At 65.2% G+C, this 17,044-nt stretch carries 19 protein-coding genes; 6 read left to right on the top strand and 13 right to left on the bottom strand.

The annotated features are described in order from the left end of the window. Positions 1 to 34: 34 nt before the first annotated feature. Complete coding sequence (locus SB751_RS08270) at positions 35 to 217, bottom strand: hypothetical protein (RefSeq protein WP_186296871.1); 183 nt, start codon at positions 215 to 217, stop codon at positions 35 to 37. Here SB751_RS08270 and SB751_RS08265 point away from each other — a divergent pair. After that, positions 203 to 742 (top strand): LysR substrate-binding domain-containing protein, encoded by a 540-nt coding sequence (locus tag SB751_RS08265; RefSeq protein WP_410747932.1) that lies wholly within the window; start codon positions 203 to 205, stop codon positions 740 to 742. The two genes, SB751_RS08270 and SB751_RS08265, sit on opposite strands and share 15 nt — an antisense overlap. Before the next feature lie 97 nt (positions 743 to 839). Beyond that, positions 840 to 1,337, top strand: a complete 498-nt coding sequence (locus SB751_RS08260; protein WP_144198736.1) for a glycine zipper 2TM domain-containing protein — start codon at positions 840 to 842, stop codon at positions 1,335 to 1,337. Positions 1,338 to 1,373: 36 nt separating this feature from the next. Here the strand turns inward: SB751_RS08260 and SB751_RS08255 are convergent, their stop codons facing one another. The 9 genes from SB751_RS08255 to SB751_RS08215 all read right to left on the bottom strand — a co-directional run bounded on the left by SB751_RS08255 (position 1,374) and on the right by SB751_RS08215 (position 8,573). After that, positions 1,374 to 1,622 (bottom strand): hypothetical protein, encoded by a 249-nt coding sequence (locus SB751_RS08255; RefSeq protein WP_144198738.1) that lies wholly within the window; start codon positions 1,620 to 1,622, stop codon positions 1,374 to 1,376. A 168-nt stretch (positions 1,623 to 1,790) separates the two neighbouring features. After that, complete coding sequence (locus tag SB751_RS08250; protein WP_244844628.1) at positions 1,791 to 2,639, bottom strand: Pnap_2097 family protein; 849 nt, start codon at positions 2,637 to 2,639, stop codon at positions 1,791 to 1,793. Position 2,640: 1 nt separating this feature from the next. Beyond that, positions 2,641 to 3,924, bottom strand: a complete 1,284-nt coding sequence (locus SB751_RS08245; RefSeq protein WP_410747973.1) for an MSMEG_0569 family flavin-dependent oxidoreductase — start codon at positions 3,922 to 3,924, stop codon at positions 2,641 to 2,643. Positions 3,925 to 4,050: 126 nt separating this feature from the next. Continuing rightward, positions 4,051 to 4,338 carry an MSMEG_0570 family nitrogen starvation response protein gene (locus tag SB751_RS08240; protein WP_144198740.1) on the bottom strand — a complete coding sequence of 96 codons (288 nt, stop codon included), beginning with the start codon at positions 4,336 to 4,338 and terminating at the stop codon, positions 4,051 to 4,053. A gap of 38 nt (positions 4,339 to 4,376) precedes the next feature. Further along, on the bottom strand, positions 4,377 to 5,387 hold the full coding sequence (locus SB751_RS08235) for a sll0787 family AIR synthase-like protein (protein ID WP_410747931.1): 1,011 nt from the start codon (positions 5,385 to 5,387) through the stop codon (positions 4,377 to 4,379). Positions 5,388 to 5,398: 11 nt separating this feature from the next. Then, positions 5,399 to 5,953 carry an MSMEG_0567/Sll0786 family nitrogen starvation N-acetyltransferase gene (locus SB751_RS08230; protein WP_144198744.1) on the bottom strand — a complete coding sequence of 185 codons (555 nt, stop codon included), beginning with the start codon at positions 5,951 to 5,953 and terminating at the stop codon, positions 5,399 to 5,401. Next, positions 5,950 to 7,029 carry an MSMEG_0568 family radical SAM protein gene (locus SB751_RS08225; RefSeq protein ID WP_144198746.1) on the bottom strand — a complete coding sequence of 360 codons (1,080 nt, stop codon included), beginning with the start codon at positions 7,027 to 7,029 and terminating at the stop codon, positions 5,950 to 5,952. The genes SB751_RS08230 and SB751_RS08225 overlap by 4 nt, the downstream gene beginning before the upstream one ends. Continuing rightward, the gene (locus SB751_RS08220) at positions 7,022 to 8,038 is read right to left on the bottom strand and encodes a Nit6803 family nitrilase (protein WP_313818478.1); all 1,017 of its coding nucleotides are present in this window, start codon (positions 8,036 to 8,038) and stop codon (positions 7,022 to 7,024) included. Before SB751_RS08220 ends, SB751_RS08225 begins: the two co-directional genes overlap by 8 nt. Positions 8,039 to 8,090: 52 nt before the next feature. Next, positions 8,091 to 8,573, bottom strand: a complete 483-nt coding sequence (locus tag SB751_RS08215) for an MSMEG_0572/Sll0783 family nitrogen starvation response protein (RefSeq protein WP_144198750.1) — start codon at positions 8,571 to 8,573, stop codon at positions 8,091 to 8,093. Between the two features lie 404 nt (positions 8,574 to 8,977). Between SB751_RS08215 and SB751_RS08210 the strand changes: the two genes are divergently transcribed. Next, positions 8,978 to 10,369, top strand: coding sequence for a PLP-dependent aminotransferase family protein (locus SB751_RS08210; protein ID WP_144198752.1), 1,392 nt, complete (start codon positions 8,978 to 8,980; stop codon positions 10,367 to 10,369). Between the two features lie 135 nt (positions 10,370 to 10,504). On the opposite strand, the gene SB751_RS08205 is transcribed toward SB751_RS08210, so the two are convergent. The 3 genes from SB751_RS08205 to SB751_RS08195 form a co-directional block, all read right to left on the bottom strand. After that, positions 10,505 to 11,158, bottom strand: a complete 654-nt coding sequence (locus tag SB751_RS08205) for a BON domain-containing protein (RefSeq protein WP_144198754.1) — start codon at positions 11,156 to 11,158, stop codon at positions 10,505 to 10,507. A 69-nt stretch (positions 11,159 to 11,227) separates the two neighbouring features. Beyond that, entirely contained in the window at positions 11,228 to 11,692 is a 465-nt protein-coding gene (locus SB751_RS08200) for a cyclic nucleotide-binding/CBS domain-containing protein (RefSeq protein WP_144198756.1), read from the bottom strand. Between the two features lie 13 nt (positions 11,693 to 11,705). After that, entirely contained in the window at positions 11,706 to 12,194 is a 489-nt protein-coding gene (locus SB751_RS08195) for a universal stress protein (RefSeq protein WP_144198758.1), read from the bottom strand. 468 nt (positions 12,195 to 12,662) lie between these two features. Between SB751_RS08195 and SB751_RS08190 the strand changes: the two genes are divergently transcribed. From SB751_RS08190 to SB751_RS08180, 3 genes are read left to right on the top strand one after another with little or no spacing between them, the layout of a single operon-like run. After that, positions 12,663 to 13,397: an ABC transporter ATP-binding protein gene (locus SB751_RS08190; protein WP_144198760.1), complete on the top strand. Its 735-nt coding sequence runs from the start codon at positions 12,663 to 12,665 to the stop codon at positions 13,395 to 13,397. Continuing rightward, positions 13,391 to 15,757 carry an ABC transporter permease gene (locus SB751_RS08185; protein WP_410747930.1) on the top strand — a complete coding sequence of 789 codons (2,367 nt, stop codon included), beginning with the start codon at positions 13,391 to 13,393 and terminating at the stop codon, positions 15,755 to 15,757. Before SB751_RS08190 ends, SB751_RS08185 begins: the two co-directional genes overlap by 7 nt. Positions 15,758 to 15,763: 6 nt before the next feature. Next, positions 15,764 to 16,951 carry an efflux RND transporter periplasmic adaptor subunit gene (locus tag SB751_RS08180; protein WP_144198764.1) on the top strand — a complete coding sequence of 396 codons (1,188 nt, stop codon included), beginning with the start codon at positions 15,764 to 15,766 and terminating at the stop codon, positions 16,949 to 16,951. Positions 16,952 to 17,044: the final 93 nt, after the last annotated feature.

Here is a 17,044-nt window from a genome sequence, read left to right as displayed (position 1 = left end):
TGGCGGCACGGGCCTTTCTACACCAACGCCAGGCTTATTGTGGCTGGAGACTGCTCCGCTTCGCCATCGCGCGGAACTTGCCGGTCTCTGTCTGCAGGAAGCGCTGCGAGTCAGCCACCGAGCTGGGCTTGGCCACTTCCGCACCGGTCGCCTCCAGACCGCTGACCACCTGCGCGTCCTGCAGCGTTTCGACGAGCGCCTGGTGCAGCCGTGCCACCACGGCCTCTGGCGTGCCCTGCTTGACCATGATGCCGGCCCGGAAGGCCGGCCGGACTTCGCGATCGCCATCGCCGATCCGGACGACCTGCCGCCCGAACTGGCCTTCGAGCCGCTGTTCGAGGTCAGTGCCGTACCGGCCGGCAGAACCGGCCATCCGCTGGCCGGTGCGACGGACTGGCAGGCGCTGGAGCATGCCCGGTGGACTCTGAACCTGTCCCCGGGCAGCCAGAGCGAGACGTTGCTGGAATGGCTGCGGACGAGCGACCTGCCCGTCCCGCGCCAGATCACGGCGTGCACGTCGCCCACGCTGATGACGGAGCTGATGCGTCGCACCGACGCCATCGGCTACTGCCCCACGCAGTTGCTCACCGATCCGATGTATGGCAATGGGCTGCAGGCGTGCACGGCGCTGTCGCCGTTGCCGCCCCCGATGCTGGTCGGCCTGATCGGCCTGCGCGCGATGCCGCTGGGGGCGTCGGCGCGCATGCTGGCCGAACTGTTTGTCGGCTACCTGGCGCCATAGGACCCTGCGAACACGCAAAGCCCCGGCTTTCGGAAAAGTCCCCTGCGCCGCACAGCCGTAGTGTGGCTCCAGTCATTGATCCAGACAGGAGCCGCCCATGCTTTCCACACGTCGCCCTTCATTGCTGCACCGCCCGCTGGCCGCCATGCTGCTGGCCAGCACGCTGCTGGCCTCTGGCTGCGCCGAGTTCGCGCCGCCGGGCAGCGTCTACAGCGCCGGACAGACCTCCCTGCCCCAGACCGTGACGATGGCCACGGTCGAGCGCGTGCGTGTGGTGCAGATCGATGACAGCAGCCAGGGATCGAGCCTGGCAGGGGAACTGGGCGGCGGCCTGCTGGGCGCCGTGGCCGGCAGCGCGATCGGGCACGGTCATGGTTCGCTGCTGGCAGGTGTGGCCGGCGGCCTTGCCGGCGGACTGGCAGGGCACGAGATCGAGTCGCGCGTGGAGCGCCATCCCGGCTATGAAATCACGGTCCGGCTGCCCGACGGCCGGCTGCAGGCGATCACCCAGCCGGCATCCGAAGGCAGCTTCTACCCCGGCCAGCGCGTGCAGCTGCTATGGTCGGAAGACGGCAAGGTGCGGGTGACGGCCTGAGCGGCCAGGGAGCGCGGCGCGGCGGCTGCGCGGCGGTCAGACCTTGACGGCCGCGAACAGAATCAGCGCGGCGATCGGCGAGGACACCAGCGAGATCACGGCGCTCTGCTTGAGCGTGGCCTTCAACATCACGACGAAACCGAACGAGAACGCCACGAACGTCACCACCCAGGTCACGAGCGTGGCGGGACCGGACAGCGATCCGCCCGTCAGCTTGGCCATGGCCGCCGCCGCGATGGCGTTGAACAGCAGTGCCACGAATACGGCCTTGAGAGCCTCGGTCACGGTTGGGTCTTCACCCGTCACCATCCTGGCGACACGGTTCGGCTATATCGGCCTCGCGCCGAGATTCTTTCGGGGAAATGGAAATTCCCCCAGGCGGAGCTGATGAACTGACCGAAGGTGCCGATAGGCCATCGGCGCGAAGCCCGGAGTGAACGGCTTTGGGCTGGGTCAACGCTGCCGCCAACGTTTGCGCGTCACCACGTCGGCGATCTTCTCGCCATCGGCGACGCGGCGGATCTCGCACCAGTGCGCGATACCATCATGGTGGTGCTCCACGACGCTGAATGACAGCTTCAGCGACTCACCGACGTTGACGTTGCCGTGGAAGAACAGGTCACGCTGCGCAACCGTGGGCGGCTCGCCGAACCGCAGCCACTGCCATTCGGCGCGGTCGACCATCGACTGGAAATTTGCGAAATAGAGCAGGTCCGCGCCATTGAAATCCGCATAGGGGCACGGCAGATACTCTGCCGTGTGCCGCGCCGGTTCCAGGCTCTGACGTATGCCCAGGTGCTCGCCCCAGGCACCGGCTCGAAAACGCTTGGCGAGTGTCACTAGTGCATCGGCAGATTGCGCCACGGCGGAATCGGGCTGCGTGTCCTGCTGCGGAAAGGCTGCCCTGACAACGGAGCGATTGTCGCGCTCACGCTCGCGCCGGATAAAGGTGGACATCATCTCGACGTCCACACACCGCGTCCCGTCTGCCACCAGCACGTGGCGGCTGAGATGGCGCGCACCCGCGACGCGGTCCAGCCGCGTATCGATGCGAAACGCCGCATGCTCGCCGAGCGCCTCCAGTGAGGCATCGCGCACGCGAATGGCGAGGAATGCTGCATAGGCGATATTGCCATCGGCGTCGCGGAACTCGGGCACGGCCTGGCCCGCGCGAGCCGCCAGCGCCTGCCAGTGCAGGTCGCCGCAGGTCTTCAGCAGCCAGTTCTCCGAAAGCCCGGTGTATGAAAGCTGCGGCATGCCCGCGACATAGTGCACGCAACCGTGCGCGCGCCCAATGCTCATGTCAGGCTGCCCGTTGATAGCCGGCGTGGCGCTTGCCGATCAGGTCGGCGAGATGCCCGGCGTCGCGCGCGATACCCGAGAAGCGACCCGAGCCCCAGGTATGCAGCCACGGCAGGCCCAGGAAGTAGAGACCATCGTGCGGCGTGACGCCACGCACATGCCCTGGATAGCCGCGTCCGTTGAAGGCCGGCACGTCGAGCCAACTGAAGTCCGGTCGAAAGCCGATGCACCAGATGATGGCGCCAATGCCCGAATCGCCAAGCGCCAGCGTGGTGCGTTCCGCGTCCGGCTGCCACACCGGCACGTACACGCTGGCGGGCGGCGCCTCGATGCCGTTCTTCTCAATATACTTGTCGATGCCGGCATTGATGCGGTTGTAGGTCTGGTCGGCGTCGTCGAGACTGGCCGCGAGATTGGGCGAAAAATGCAGCGCGCCGTCCCGATAATCCTCGAGCACGCCATACAGTTCCATGCCCTCGGTGGCGAATCTTCGCAGGTCGATGTCGCGTCCGCCGTCCCGGCCGGTAACGTAGTGGTTGGTGTTGTCCCGCACGCCTTCACGCAGCGGGTGCTCGCTGACGGGCATGTCGTAGTACTGCATGTCCGCGAGCCAGTCCACCACGTCGCGTCCACGATAGAAGCGTGCGCAGCGTGGAGCCTCGCCCACGGCCAGGATCACCTGGCGCCCGGCCAGGTGCAAGTCCTCGGCGATCTGCGCGCCCGACTGGCCCGAGCCCACCACCAGCACTGCGCCTTCGGGCAAAGCCTGCGGATTGCGGTACTCGGAGGACTGGATCTGACGGATGCCGGCGGGCAGGCGCTCGGCCATGCGCGGCACGATGGGGGCGTGATAACCGCCGGATGCCACCACCACCTGGTCGGCACTGAATTGCCCTTGCAAGGTAAAGACGTCGTAACCCCCCTGCGGCCGCGGCGTGACGCGGCGTACCTCCGTGTGCTCCAGCACCGGGGCGTCCACCATGGCGATGAAGCCGTCGAGGTAATCGATGATCTCGTCCTTTTTCATGAAGCCGTGCGGGTCGTTGCCCCGGTACGGGTAACCCGGCAGCGCGCATTGCCAGTTGGGGGTGACGAGGCAGAAGGCATCCCAGCGCTGGCTGCGCCAGGTATGCGTGACGGTGTGCTTCTCGATCACGAGATGATCGATACCGGCCTGCTTCAGGTAGTAGCTCATCGATAGTCCGGCCTGGCCGCCTCCAACGACGATCACGCTGTAGTGATGCGCGGTGGCTGCGGGCTGAGACGGTTCGGGTGTGCTGGGCATGATGAATTCCTTTGTGTGCGTGGTTGTGGATGTCTTTTCGCTCACTGCGCCGGCGTTGGCCTCGGCGCTGGCGTTGGCCTCGGCGCTGGCGTTGGCGATGGCGCCCCGGCGGACGGACGCGGTCACCTAGCAATCAAAGCCGATCAATCGCACGCTGGCGCCCGGAGCAGCCTGCCATCGTCGCGCAGTGCTTTCCATCGCTTCCAGCTCGGCCATGGCGGCGGTGCATGCATAGCCGTACTTGGCGCGCACGCGCTCCGAAGCCTCGCTCAGCGCCAGGCGCGCCCGCCTCATGAATTCGTCGAGCGGATAGTCCTGGCCCGCGTCGAAGTAATCAGTGACCACCGAGGATGGCGAGTAGCAGTTCGACTCCGTCAGGTCGGGCCAACGGACGCGGAAATAGGTGACTGGCATGTGAGGGTCTTACGGATGGGTGTCGGTCGTGGCGGGCGTCAGGCGCCCGTGGGTTCGGCTTCACGTGGCACGATAAATGGGTCGCCTGCAAAGTCCCAAAGCACAGCGCGCTGTGCCATGGAGCCAGTGCCTGCGCGGATGTTGACCAGGCGTGTGTCGTCGATCGTCCCGATCTCGGCACAGGCGATGTCCCGATCCTGGAAGCGCATCAGGACTGCCGGCACGTGCGCCTCGTCCACAGCCAGGAGGTAGCCGAAGCTTGGGAACGCCGTCAGCCAGCGCGCCAGGGGCACGCCGAGCGGCAGCGGGATCGCACCCAGATCGATGTTCGCGCCTACCCCCGAGCATTCCAGCAGCATCAGCGCTGTGCCAAGGGTGCCTGCCATGCTGATGTCCTTGGCTGCGTCGCAAAGCCCTTCCTCGGCCAGCGCTGGAAGTACCTCCAGATCCGCACGCAGGCGGCCAGCTGGCGCCGTCGTCGACGCATTCCAGAAGGGATAAGGCTCGGCAAACGCGCCGCGCAGATCTACCGCCATCAGCAGACGTTGGCCGGGGCGCGCGGCGAAGCTGGACAGCAGTTGGCGCGCGCGGCCGAGAATGGCCACTGCCAGTTGTGCACGGTCGCTGCGCGCATTGCTGTGGCCGCCAACAATGGGCACGCCATAGGCGGCCGACGCCGCAGCCATGCCTGCGAGGATCTCCGCCGCATTGTCCAGGCCTTCGCTCCAGATCGCATCGACCACAGCCAGCGGCCGGCCGCCCATCGCGTACACGTCGCTGACATTCACCATGACGGCGCTGTAGCCAGCGAACCAGGGCATCGATTCGACGAAATCGCTCACCATGCCCTCGATGGCGAACAGCAGGTAGCCGTCCGCGTCGGCAATGGCGGCACAGTCGTCGCCAATGGCCACGGCCTGACCGAGGTCTTCGGTGCCGTTGGGCAAGGCGCGGCCCAATGACGACAGCATGCCGGCAATGTCAGTCTTGTGTGCGAATCCGCGGCTGGCACGCAGCGACTCGACCAACCGGCCGAGGTCGAGATCCAATGCCTGAGCTGTCATTGCCGGGCCCTGCCTTCGACGATAAAGCCCGTGCACGGCGTATGGCACGGCGGGTAATGATTGAGGTCGGCCTGCATCAGATGATGCGGGCGCCCGAGCATCGTTTCCTCCGACAGCACGCTCCAGTGCAAGCGCCGGAATAACGGCACATTCTGGCTTTGGACGTGTGCCAGGAAGCGGCGGCAGCCAAGCGCGTGGGCGCTGCTCACAGCCAGGCGGATCAGCGTGGCGCCGATCCTGCTGTGGCCACGAAACGCGTCGTGTACGGCGAGCCGGGATCCAAACCACACGCTCGGCTCGCTCTCGTGGATGCGTACCGTGCCGACCACGGTCCCGGGGTTGTCGGCATCGTCGGGATGGTGCAGCACGGCCACAAGCGGTTGCGCGACATCGTCCACGACGTCGCGGTCGTCGCCACTGAAGATGCCCTGCTCGTCGCAGAACACCGTGCGCCTCAGCCGATAGGCCTGCTCGACTTCCCAGGGTGCCTCCGCCCAGCGGACGCGAAATGTCGGGGCCACCGGCACCTCGATGCAAAGCTCGGTTTTCATGCGGCGAGGTCCTCGTAGGATGACAACGACGAGCACGCGCCGCACTTGCCGCAACCGGCCTTGATGTCGGCCGATCGGATGCCGCCGGCGCTCACCATGGCGCCCAGTGGCTGCAGCACCGACTTCATGAATTCGGGTGTAGGCGCTGGATGGTCTTCGAGGGGCGTGCCAGAGATGGGCACGAACGGCACCACGAACGGATAGACGCCGATGTCGACGAGTTCGCGCGAGATGGAAAGAATGGCCTCGGCCGTATCGCCGAGCCCCGCCAGGATGTAGGTACTGACCTGGCCGCGGCCGAACACGGCCACCGCCGCCTTGAACGCCTCCATGTAGCGGCTGATGGGAACAGAGGCCTTGCCGGGCATGATGCGTTCGCGCACCGTCGGCGTGACCACTTCCAGGTGCATGCCGAGCGTGTCGATCCCCGCCGCCCGCATGCGGCTGAACCAGCGGTCATCGTCGGGCGGCTCGCACTGCGCCTGAATCGGCAAGTCCACTGCCGCACGGATCGCGAACGCGCTGTCGCATAGGATGGCGGCACCGCGATCGGGCGTGGGAGGCGTCCCCGTGGTGAGCACCATGTGCTTCACGCCGTCGAGCAGCACGGCCGCGCGCGCAACTTCGGCCAGTTGCTGTGGCGTCTTGTGTGCAACCGTTCGGCCTGCCGCCAGCGACTGTCCGATTGAACAGAACTTGCAGGTCTTCTTCCGACTCTCGTACCGGATGCAGGTCTGCAGCACCGTGGTGGCCAGCACATCGGCCCCATGCAGCGTGGCGATATGGGAGTACGGCACGCCGTCCAGCGTCTGCATCGCGTAGAAGCGCGGGGTCTTCGGAAAACTGATGCTGGCGATGGGTATCGTGCCGCGCGATAGCTTGACCGTGCCGTGCGCGTCGGGCGCCGACGCAGCAAACGGCGAGTGCCATGCGGTGTTGGTGTGTACCGGCACCATGATTGTCACGCCATCGATGGTCACCGCCTTGTGGTCCGATGGCCCCGCCCCGCCGCGGCGGCTCGCGGCCCCCGCGCGCGGATCATCCAGACGCATCCCGACCGATTGAAGTTCAGTCATCAACTGCCGGATCGAGGCCGGCGTCGTCTCGCTGGAGTGCATGTTGGGTGCTCCCGTTGATGTTGGTAGAGGCGGCTGCCATCGGCCATGCTGTGACTGCCGGACGGTCGTTGATGGCAAGGCTAAGCAGTTCCGGGCGTGCATAGTGGCCCACCGAGTCCATCATGCGCTTGCGCTTGGTGATCAGCGACATGTCGAGATCGGCGATGACCATGCCTTCGCCCTCGCGCAGTGGTGTGGCCAGGTGCTGGCCCTCCGGCGAGACGATGGCTGTGTTGCAGCCACCACGCAGCGCCTTCTGCAGCATGGGGTCGGTGGTAACCGAGGCGATCTGGCTCTCCGTCAGCCAGCCCGTGGCGTTGACAACGAAGCAACCCGACTCGAGCGCGTGATGACGGATGGTCACGTCGATCTGCTCGGCGAAGATCGGGCCGACCAGCGAGCCCGGGAACTGGCTGCAATGGATTTCCTCGTGCTGGGTCATCAGCGCGTAACGTGCCAGCGGGTTGTAGTGCTCCCAGCAGGCAAGCGCGCCGACTCGGCCGATGGTGGTGTCGGCCACCTTCAGGCCTGCAGCGTCACCCTGGCCCCAGATCATCCGCTCGTGGAACGTGGGTGTGATCTTGCGGCGCTTTACCGCGAGCTTGCCATCTGTATCAAAGATAAGCTGCGTGTTGTAAAGACTGCCGTGGTCGCGCTCGTTCACGCCGAGCACCACCACCATGGTGTGTCTGCGCGCGCGCTCGGCCACGGCATGGGTAACGGGGCCAGGTACCACCACGGCCTGGTCGTACAGCCGCATATGATCAGCGCCAGATTGCACCGGCGGCCGCACGAAGGAGAAGTACGGGTAGTAGGGGACGAACGTTTCCGGGAAGACTATCAGCTGCACGCCCTCGCGGGCGGCGTTGTCGATGGCCTCGCAGACTTTGGCGAGCGTCCCGGCGCCGCTCTCCAGATCGGGCGAGATCTGGACGGCGGCGGCCCGCACGATGCGTTTCTGTGACATGGCGATACCTGTTCCGTTTGGCTTGATGTGGCGGTGGTGCTCGCGGTGGTGCTCAGACGGTCCAGGTGTCGATGATCACGGCGTTGTCGCGTACGTGCAGCAGCTTCAGATCCAGCACGTCGAGCGGGTTGATCGGGCGCACACCCTCGATGAGCGATGCCTCCCCGTGGCCGTACAGCGCTTGCAGTGCGAAGCGGCATGCATAGACCTTGCCGCCTTCGGCCATGAACTTGGTCAGTTGGTTGTTGAAGTTCAGGTGCCCCGGGAACGCTTCGTCGCCGAGCGTGGGGAATCCGCGTTGCAGCCCGAGCGTGACGCCGGGCCCATAGAGCAGAATCGACGTCTCGAATCCCTTGCGTTGCAGTCGCGTGGCCTGAAGCATGTTGACGAAGCCAATGGATCCTTCGAACGCCACCGTATGGAACGTGACGAGCGCCTTCTGGCCCGGCTCGGCCTTCACGTCTTCGAACACCTTCTCCTCGTAGTCGACCAGGAAGTCGCCTTTCTTGTGTGCGGGCTTGTTGACTGCGGGCATGCATGACTCCATTTCGTTGGGTTGGTCGATCAATCGATGCGATGGCCTGACGATCAATCGATCGGCTCAGGGGCGGCCGATGGAGGAGCTTGTGCAATCGATATGCCCATCGGCGCGGGTGGCCATGCGATCAATTGCCGATCAAGCAGGAAAGCCCGAGTTGATCGCATCAATGATCGGATGCGAAGCATGCCGAGATCGTGCTGGCGTGTGGCTTCAGCGCCACCCTGTGCAAGCAGTCCGCATGCACGGTTCCGTGGAACCTGGCGATGGCATGCACACAATCCGTGCCGGATCGGGGTAGCTTCGCACCATCAATGAACGGATCCGATGCGATCAATAGGGCACGATTTATGCATTCAATCGAACACCGTCGGACAGTGATCGATTCACCGGAGCCACCGTTGTCAGCCCTCACCATGCACTGGGAGAAATGCATCGCAGAAAGCGCCAAGCCGGCGTACCTGATGATTCCCGACCTGATCGAAGAAGCATTACAGAGCGGGCGTCTGCAAGCGCGCGACCGGCTTCCGGCGTTACGCGATCTGGCCAATGCGCTACGGCTCAACTACACGACCGTGGCGCGCGGCTATAACGAGGCGCGCAAGCGCGGCCTGATCGATACCAAGGCCGGCAGTGGTACCTTTGTACGAGGCCGCGCACCGTCCATGCCATTGCGCGGGGGCACCGGCGCCGAAATGACCATGAACAATCCGCCCGAGCCGGCGAGCATGGCGGCGCGGCTGCGCGAATCGGCTGCGCAGTTGATGGGAGCGGCCGACCCTTACACCCTTCTGCGCTATCAGGACTTCGGCGGCACGCCCGCCGACCGGGCGGTGGCTACGCGCTGGCTCAAACGGTTGGTTCCCGCGTGTCGCCCGGAGACGGTGCTCATCACACCAGGCATCCATAGTGCGCTGGTGGCATTGCTTTCACAGCTTGCGCGGCCGGGCCAGCCGATCTGCGTGGATACGCTTGCTTATCCCGGTATCAAGGCAATCGCCGCGCAGCTCGGCGTGCATCTGCAGGCATTGCCCGGTGACGAGGACGGGCCGCTTCCAACTGCGTTCGAGTTGCTGTGCAAGTCGCAGAAGCCCTGCGCGTTCTATTGCAACCCGACCATCCAGAATCCCGGCACGCGCACCGTACCGCAGGCACGGCGCGAACTGCTGGCCGATGTCGCCCTGCGCTACAGCGTGCCGATCATTGAGGACGATGCGTACGGAATGCTGCCGCCGAACGGACCGGACGCGTTCGCTACATTGGCGCCGGAGCTCACGTACTACGTGACCGGCTTGTCCAAGTGCTTTGGCGCCGGGCTACGGATCGCGCTCATCCACGCACCGACGCCGCGCCAGACGCAGCGGCTCGCCGGCACACTGCGTGCCACCACGGTGATGGCGAGCCCGTTCAACACGCTGCTGGCCACGGCTTGGATCCAGGATGGGACGGTGGACGACATGCTCAAGGCGTTGCGGGCCGAGAATGTGGCGCGCCAGGCGATTGCACGTGAGGTACTCGGCGAGCGGCGCTTCGAGGCCGATCCGAACGGGTTCCATCTGTGGCTACCCATTCCTGCGGCAAGCGCATGGACCCCGTCCGAGCTTGCGCTGCACCTACGCTCGCGTAGCATTGGCGCGGTGTCGAGCGTAGCGTTTTCCACGGACGGCAACCCTCCCGATGCGATCCGTCTCTGCCTCGGTGGCCCGGGCGATCGTGATGAAATCGAGGAATCACTGCGGATTGTGGTGGACACGCTGGACGACCCGCATCACCTGCATTCGGCGATGCTTTGAAGTCCAGTCTCCAGGGTCTTCCCGGCGCCGGCACAGGCCGGCCGGCCAATTCATCGGTGAATCGATCGGTCGTGCATCGAGCGGTGGTGCATGAATTCACAAGCGTCGGCAGGACCTGCCAACGCTTGTCACCGCCTACAGATTCACGCGGATGTTGTTGACCACCGAGCTCACACCTGGCGCCGACCACGCTGCGTTCATCGCGGCCTCGCGCTCGGCCCACGTGCGCAGGCTGCCACCCAGGGTGACCACGGCACCTGCGACGGCCACCGTCACCTGCGCGGCATCGTTTACCGCCTGGCGCTCGATGGCGGCCTTGATGCGCGCACTGAGGTCCTCCCGGCTTGCCTGCGGGCGGGTGCTGATCGCGTTGATCACGTTCTTCACACCGAGCAATCCCGACACCGCGCGTTCCGCGGCCATGCGCTGGTAGTTCCAGTCCACGGTTCCAGTGAGCCGGACTACGCCCTGCTCCACCGTCACCTGAACGCGATCAACCGGAACGAACGTATTCCACGCCAGCACATTGGCCACCGCCCGCGCGATATCGCCATCGGTACGCGCCGCATCGGCGGGCAGTCGCACGTCGATCTCCACAGCGAGCGCCTTCACGCCCGGGATGCGCCGTATCGCTTCTTCCGCCGCATTCTTCTCGGCAAAACTCGCCAGGTGCCCGGTCAGCGTTACCACGCCGTCGCGCACCTGCACGCCGATGCCGGCAGCATCGACTGAGGGCTCCCATTCCAGTTCCTCCAGAACACTCTCCTTGAGTTGCGTATCGTCTTTCATGCCTGACTCCCCTGTGTCGTTGCCATTTTCAACCCGGCGCCACTACCTGGCGGTACCCCCAGCGCGCCACTACACGCGCAGCGGCGGCTGCACGTATCCCGAACGCTCACGCTCCTGTTCATTGCGCACGAGCGCGGCCAGCATGCTCCAGTCTGCCGCGATTGCGCCGAGCAGATCATCGAGCGAGACCACGCCGGTCAACGCATCGCCGTCGAGCACGCCGAGCCGGCGTACGCCATGCGATAGCATCAGCTGCATCGCATCCTGGATCGTCGCCTGGCTGTGGATCGTCACCAGACCGGGCGTCATCGCATCGATCACGCGCGCCAGGCACGGGTCCGCACCCATCGCGGCGCCAGCGAGCACGATGTCACGGTCCGTCAGGATGCCCACCACGCGCTCGCCGGCCGGCGTGCTGTCGGTCACCACCAGGCTTCCGACGTGCTTGTCACGCATCTGCACCGCCGCCTCCTGCAGGCTGCAATCGGATGGAATGTGCACGGCTTCGCGTGAACAGATGTCCTGAATATTCATGATGTCACTCCTTTTAAAGTGTGGCGCGAGATGGGGCCGGTGCCGCCGTTTCGTGGGATACCTCGTGCACCAGGAGCACCGGCACCGTGCAATGACGCGCGAGCGCTTCTGCCACGCTGCCCAGCAATACGCGCCTGAGGCCGTGCCGGCCATGCGTGCCGACCACCACCAGGTCCGGACGCGATGAACGCACGTACTTCTCGACAAGTCCCGCCACGTCGCCCATGTTGAGGATCTCGTCAATCAGCGTCTCCACATGGCGCACGCCGGCCGCGTCGGCTACGCCGGCGGCATCGCGCAATAGATCGTTGCCGGCCGCCACCAGCGCCGGGCTGACATCGGCGCGCAGGCCGTAGCCGGTCTCGTACTGCAGGTATGCGTAGTTGATGACGTGCAGGATCTCCAGCCGCGCCCCGCAACAGAACGCAAGCCGGATCGCCTCGTCGAGCGCGCAACGCGCACACTGGCTTTCGTCGATTGCCACCAGAACATGTCGGTACATGGCCGCTACTCCTCCGCCAAACCGGGAACCACAGTGCCCCCCATGCGCCAAATCATCATTCGTCGCGGTGTTTCCGGGGCCGGCCTGCCGAGCCCACGCCATCGTCGGGATGGTGGGTCGATGGGGCAGTCGGGTGCTGCGGTTGCCAAGCCAATATAGAAGGACACTTGGACCGCAGACTGATCTACATCAAGGCTTCTCAAGCCGGGTCGGAGGACTCACCTGCAGATCTCCGCGAATCGCCGCGCCACTTTCGGCCGCTGCTGCAAAACCTGACGTGTATCAAGGCCCGCTCGCGCGACGCATATACGTTAGAAGTGCGCAACGGCTGCGCGAGTGCGTCATGTCACAGCCGGAATAGCGATCCATACCCGTGACGTTTCATTGAAGCGACAGACATGCGGAGGATGTAATGGAAGACATTGTCCTGCCGATCAACGCATCGGCCTCCAGCTAAGCGGCGGTGCAATGGAGCGCATCAGCGACGCGGCGAACGGCCGGGAGGCGCTGTTTCGACTGCGAAACGTCGGCAAGACCTACGACATGGGTGAAATCCAGGTCCGCGCACTTGCCGGTGTGGACCTCGACCTGTACGGTGGGGAGTTCGTGGTCCTGCTGGGTGCATCGGGAAGCGGGAAGTCTACGCTGCTCAATATCCTCGGCGGCTTGGACCGGCCCAGCATCGGGACGGTGGTGTACCGCGATCACAACCTTACCGACGCCGACGATGCGGGCCTGACCCGCTACCGACGCGAGCATGTCGGCTTTGTCTTCCAGTTCTATAACCTGATCCCGAGTCTTACTGCGCTGGAAAACGTCGCTCTCGTCACGGAGATCGCCCTGCAGCCGGTGGAGCCGCTCCGCGCGCTTGGCATGGTCGGCCTGGCGCAGCGTAAGGATCACTTTCCGGCACAACTCTCCGGCGGAGAGCAACAGCGTGTAGCCATCGCGCGCGCCGTGGCCAAGCGCCCCGACATCCTGCTGTGCGACGAACCAACCGGCGCGCTCGACTACAGCACGGGAAAGCTGGTGCTCGACGTGCTTGAGCAGGTGAACCGCGAACTTGGCGCCATTACTGTCGTCATTACGCACAACGCAGCGATCTCGGCGATGGCCGACCGCGTGGTGCATATCAGCAGCGGGGCAATCCTCGGCATCGAGCGCCATGTCGCGCGCGCACGCCCCTCGGAGCTGTCATGGTGAGCGCGCGATCGAAAATGCTGGGGCGCGACCTGTGGCGGCTGCGCGGGCAGGTGCTCGCCGCTGCACTCGTGGTTGCCTGTGGCATCACCGTCCTGGTCGGGATGCAAGGTGCCTGGGAGTCGCTGGTGATTGCGCAGGAGCGCTACTACGTCAGCCACCGTTTTGCTGATGTGTTTGCCAGTCTCAAGCGTGCGCCGGCAGGTGTCGCCGATGAGATTCGCGCCTTGCCCGGCGTCAGGGGCGTCGAGACGCGAATCGTTCGGGACGTGACGGGCGATGTGCCAGGGTTCAGCGAGCCCGCCACCCTTCGGCTGGTGTCCTTGCCGGCCATCGGCATGCCGGTCGCAAACGCGCTCTTCCTCTTGTACGGCAACTATCCCAGCCCTGCCCGGGAAGACGAGGTCGTAGCCAGCGCGGTTTTTGCCGCAGCGAATGGCCTGAAGGTGGGCTCCCGCGTGACCGCTGTCCTCAACGGGCGCGCACGGCAATTGCAGGTGGTCGGCATCGGAATGTCGCCTGAGTATGTCTACGAAGTGGGTCATGGCATGGTGTTTCCGGATAACCGTCGCTTCGGCGTGCTGTGGATGGGCCGGGATGCGCTGGCATCGGCATTCGGCATGGAGGGCGCGTTCAACGATGTGGCGCTGACCCTCGACGCAAAGGTCGATCCGCGCCAGGTGATCGGCCCGCTCGACCGCCTGCTGGCGCGCTATGGCAGCCTCGGCGCCTACGGCAGGGAGGATCAGCTTTCGCATCGGTTCCTGACCGACGAACTGGGTGAGATTGGCATCACCGCCACATATGTGCCGGCCTTGTTTCTCGCGGTATCTTCATTCCTCCTGTACGCGCTGCTGAGCCGACTTGTGACCGTTCAGCGCGCCGAGATCGGCTTGCTCAAGGCGTTCGGCTATAGTGGCCGTGCTGTCGCCCTCCAGTACCTTCGCTTCGGGCTCGCCACCGTTGGGGTCGGCATTGCGGCCGGGATTCCGGCAGGCCACTACTTCGGGCAGCTGATGGTTGCCCTGTACCGCCAGTACTTCCACTTTCCGCAACTGCAGGCCGTGCTTAGCCCGCGCGCACTCGTGCTGGCCGTGCTGGCAAGCACGGCGGCGGCGATGGTGGGGGCCGGCGCCGCCGTGTGGCGCGCGGCCAGGTTGCCACCTGCCGAAGCCATGCGCCCGGAACTGCCCGCTGGCTTCCGCGCGGGCCTGCTGGATCGTATCGGGCTGCTGCGCGCGATGCCCATCCCGTTACGCCTGATCCTCCGCAATCTTGCCCGGCGGCCGGGCAAGGCCGTGCTTTCGATGATGGGGATCGCCCTGGCCGTCGGGCTCATGGTGGTCGGCAGATTCGGCCTTGACGGTGTCAACGAGATTCTTGCCTTGCAGTTCGGTCGGGTCCAGCACGACGACGTGACGCTGATCTTCACTGACGCCCAGCCGGCCGGCGCCGTCTTCGATGTCGTGCAGCTGCCCGGCATCCTGCGAGTCGAAGGCTTTCGGGTGGCCCCGGTCTGGTTACGCCACGGCCACCGCGCGAAGCGGGTGGAACTCACGGGCCTTGATGCCGATTCGGTGTTGCACGAGGTCGTGGGCCATACCACGGGGCGCCATCAAGTGAATGCGGATGGACTTGTCATCTCGGCGAGGCTGGCAGCGACCTTGCACCTGCACGTTGGCGATCGGGTGGAGGTAACGTTGATGGAAGGGCGGCGCAACACCTTCAGCCTGCCCGTGACGGCCACCGTTGACGATCTGCTTGGCCTTGGCGCCTATGTGGACCGGCTCGCGTTGTCGCGGTACCTCGGCGAGAGTCCCGCCATCAGTGGCGTCCATTTGCGCATCGACACGCAGATGGCGGAGTCGTTGTACAGCAGGCTCAAGCGGCTGCCGGCGATCAGCTCCGTCATTGTGCGCCGAGCGGTGTTGGAGTCGATCGGCAATACGCTCGATCGCACCTTCGTCATTTCGAGCCTGGTCCTGGCGGGCTTCGCCTCGGTCATCGTCGCTGGCGTGGTCTATAACAATATCCGCATTGCGCTCTCAGAGCGTGGCAATGAATTGGCAAGCCTGCGCGTCCTGGGCTTCTCCCTTCGCGAGGTGGCAACCATTCTGATCGGCGAACAGGCGCTGCTGACGGCTGCGGCATTGCCCCTCGGCATCGCCGTAGGCTATGGTCTCTGCGCACTGCTGGTGCCAGTATTCGACCGTGATGCCTTCCGGATTCCTCTTGTGCTGGAGCGGGTCACGCTTGTCTTTGCCATGGTGCCCGCCGCGTGCGCCGCGCTCGTGGCGGGGCTCCTCGTCTTGCAACGCCTCAGGCACCTTGACCTGGTCGCGGTGCTGAAGACGCGGGAGTAGCACGCCATGCGCCTCTCGGGCGGCACCGCCGCCATCGTCCTTGCCGGAATCGGATTGATCGCTGGATCCGCCTATCTGCTGAAGCCCGCGCCGTTGGCGGTCGACACCGTTCAAGCCATACGCGGTGCGCTCGAGATCACGATCAGCGAGGAGGGCGAAACCCGAAGCAAAGAGCGCTTTGTCGTTACGGCGCCGGTCAGCGGCAGACTGATGCGCATCGGGCTGCGCGAAGGGGACCTTGTCGAAGCCGGACAGGTCATCGCCGAACTGGCGCCATTGCCGCTGAGCGCGCAGGAGCAGGAAGAGGTCCGGGCACGAGTGGCCGCGGCGCGGGCGATGCACCGCGAAGCGCTGGAGCGGGTCCGGCACGCTGCCGAGGATTACGCGCAAGCACAACGCGAGCGGCAGCGGATCGAGCGTCTGGTGCGCGAGCGCTTCCTGTCGCCACAAGCGGGCGAGCAGGCCGCCAACCTTGGCATCACCGCGGGAAACGAGCTGGCGGCGGCGCAGGCACGGGCCAGCGCGGCGCAAGAGGAGGTCCGGGTGGCCGAGGCCGGCATGGTCGCCTTGCGTGCGCTCAAGGGCGAGTCCCCCCCCTTGGTTGCGGTGACGGCGCCAGTCGCCGGGGCGGTGCTGGAACTGCCCGAACGCAGCGAGCGTATCGTGAGTGCAGGCACGGCGTTGCTAACGGTCGGCGACACGCACGACCTGGAGGTTGTGGCGGAGTTGCTGTCTACTGAAGCCGTGAAGGTGCAAACCGCGATGCCGGTGCATATTGACGGCTGGGGCGGCGACGCGCAGATCCGTGGCATCGTGCGGCTTGTCGCGCCGCATGCCTTCACCAAGATCTCGGTCCTTGGTATCGAGGAAAAGCGGACCCATGTGATGATCGACCTGATCGAGCCCCCTGCGCAGCTTGGCGATGGCTTTCGCGTGATCGCGAGGATCCGCCTTTGGCGAGCAGACGATGTGCTCAAGATCCCGATCAGTGCGGTCTTTCGATGTGACACGGCGCGCTGGTGCGTGTTCGCAATCGTAAATGGTCGCGCGGTACGGCAAGAAGTTCGCGTTGGCCACAGGAATGCCGAGGAAGTCGAATTGCTCGACCCACTGCCAGAGGGCCTTCAGATGGTTCGATATCCGTCGAACAGCCTGGCGGACGGCCAGCGTGTGACCAGACGAAAGGCTCAATAATTGGGCAGGTCCCGCCCCAAAAGGAAGCCGTTGCAGTCACCACATGTGACGTGGAGCCTCGGTCGCCTTGATGGCCTATTGAGGGCATCAAGT

Source organism: Cupriavidus sp. SIMBA_020, from assembly GCF_046535395.1.
In the GTDB taxonomy this organism is placed as follows: domain Bacteria; phylum Pseudomonadota; class Gammaproteobacteria; order Burkholderiales; family Burkholderiaceae; genus Cupriavidus; species Cupriavidus campinensis.
Note: the sequence above shows the minus strand (reverse complement) of the source record. Positions and strands in the feature narration are given on the sequence as shown.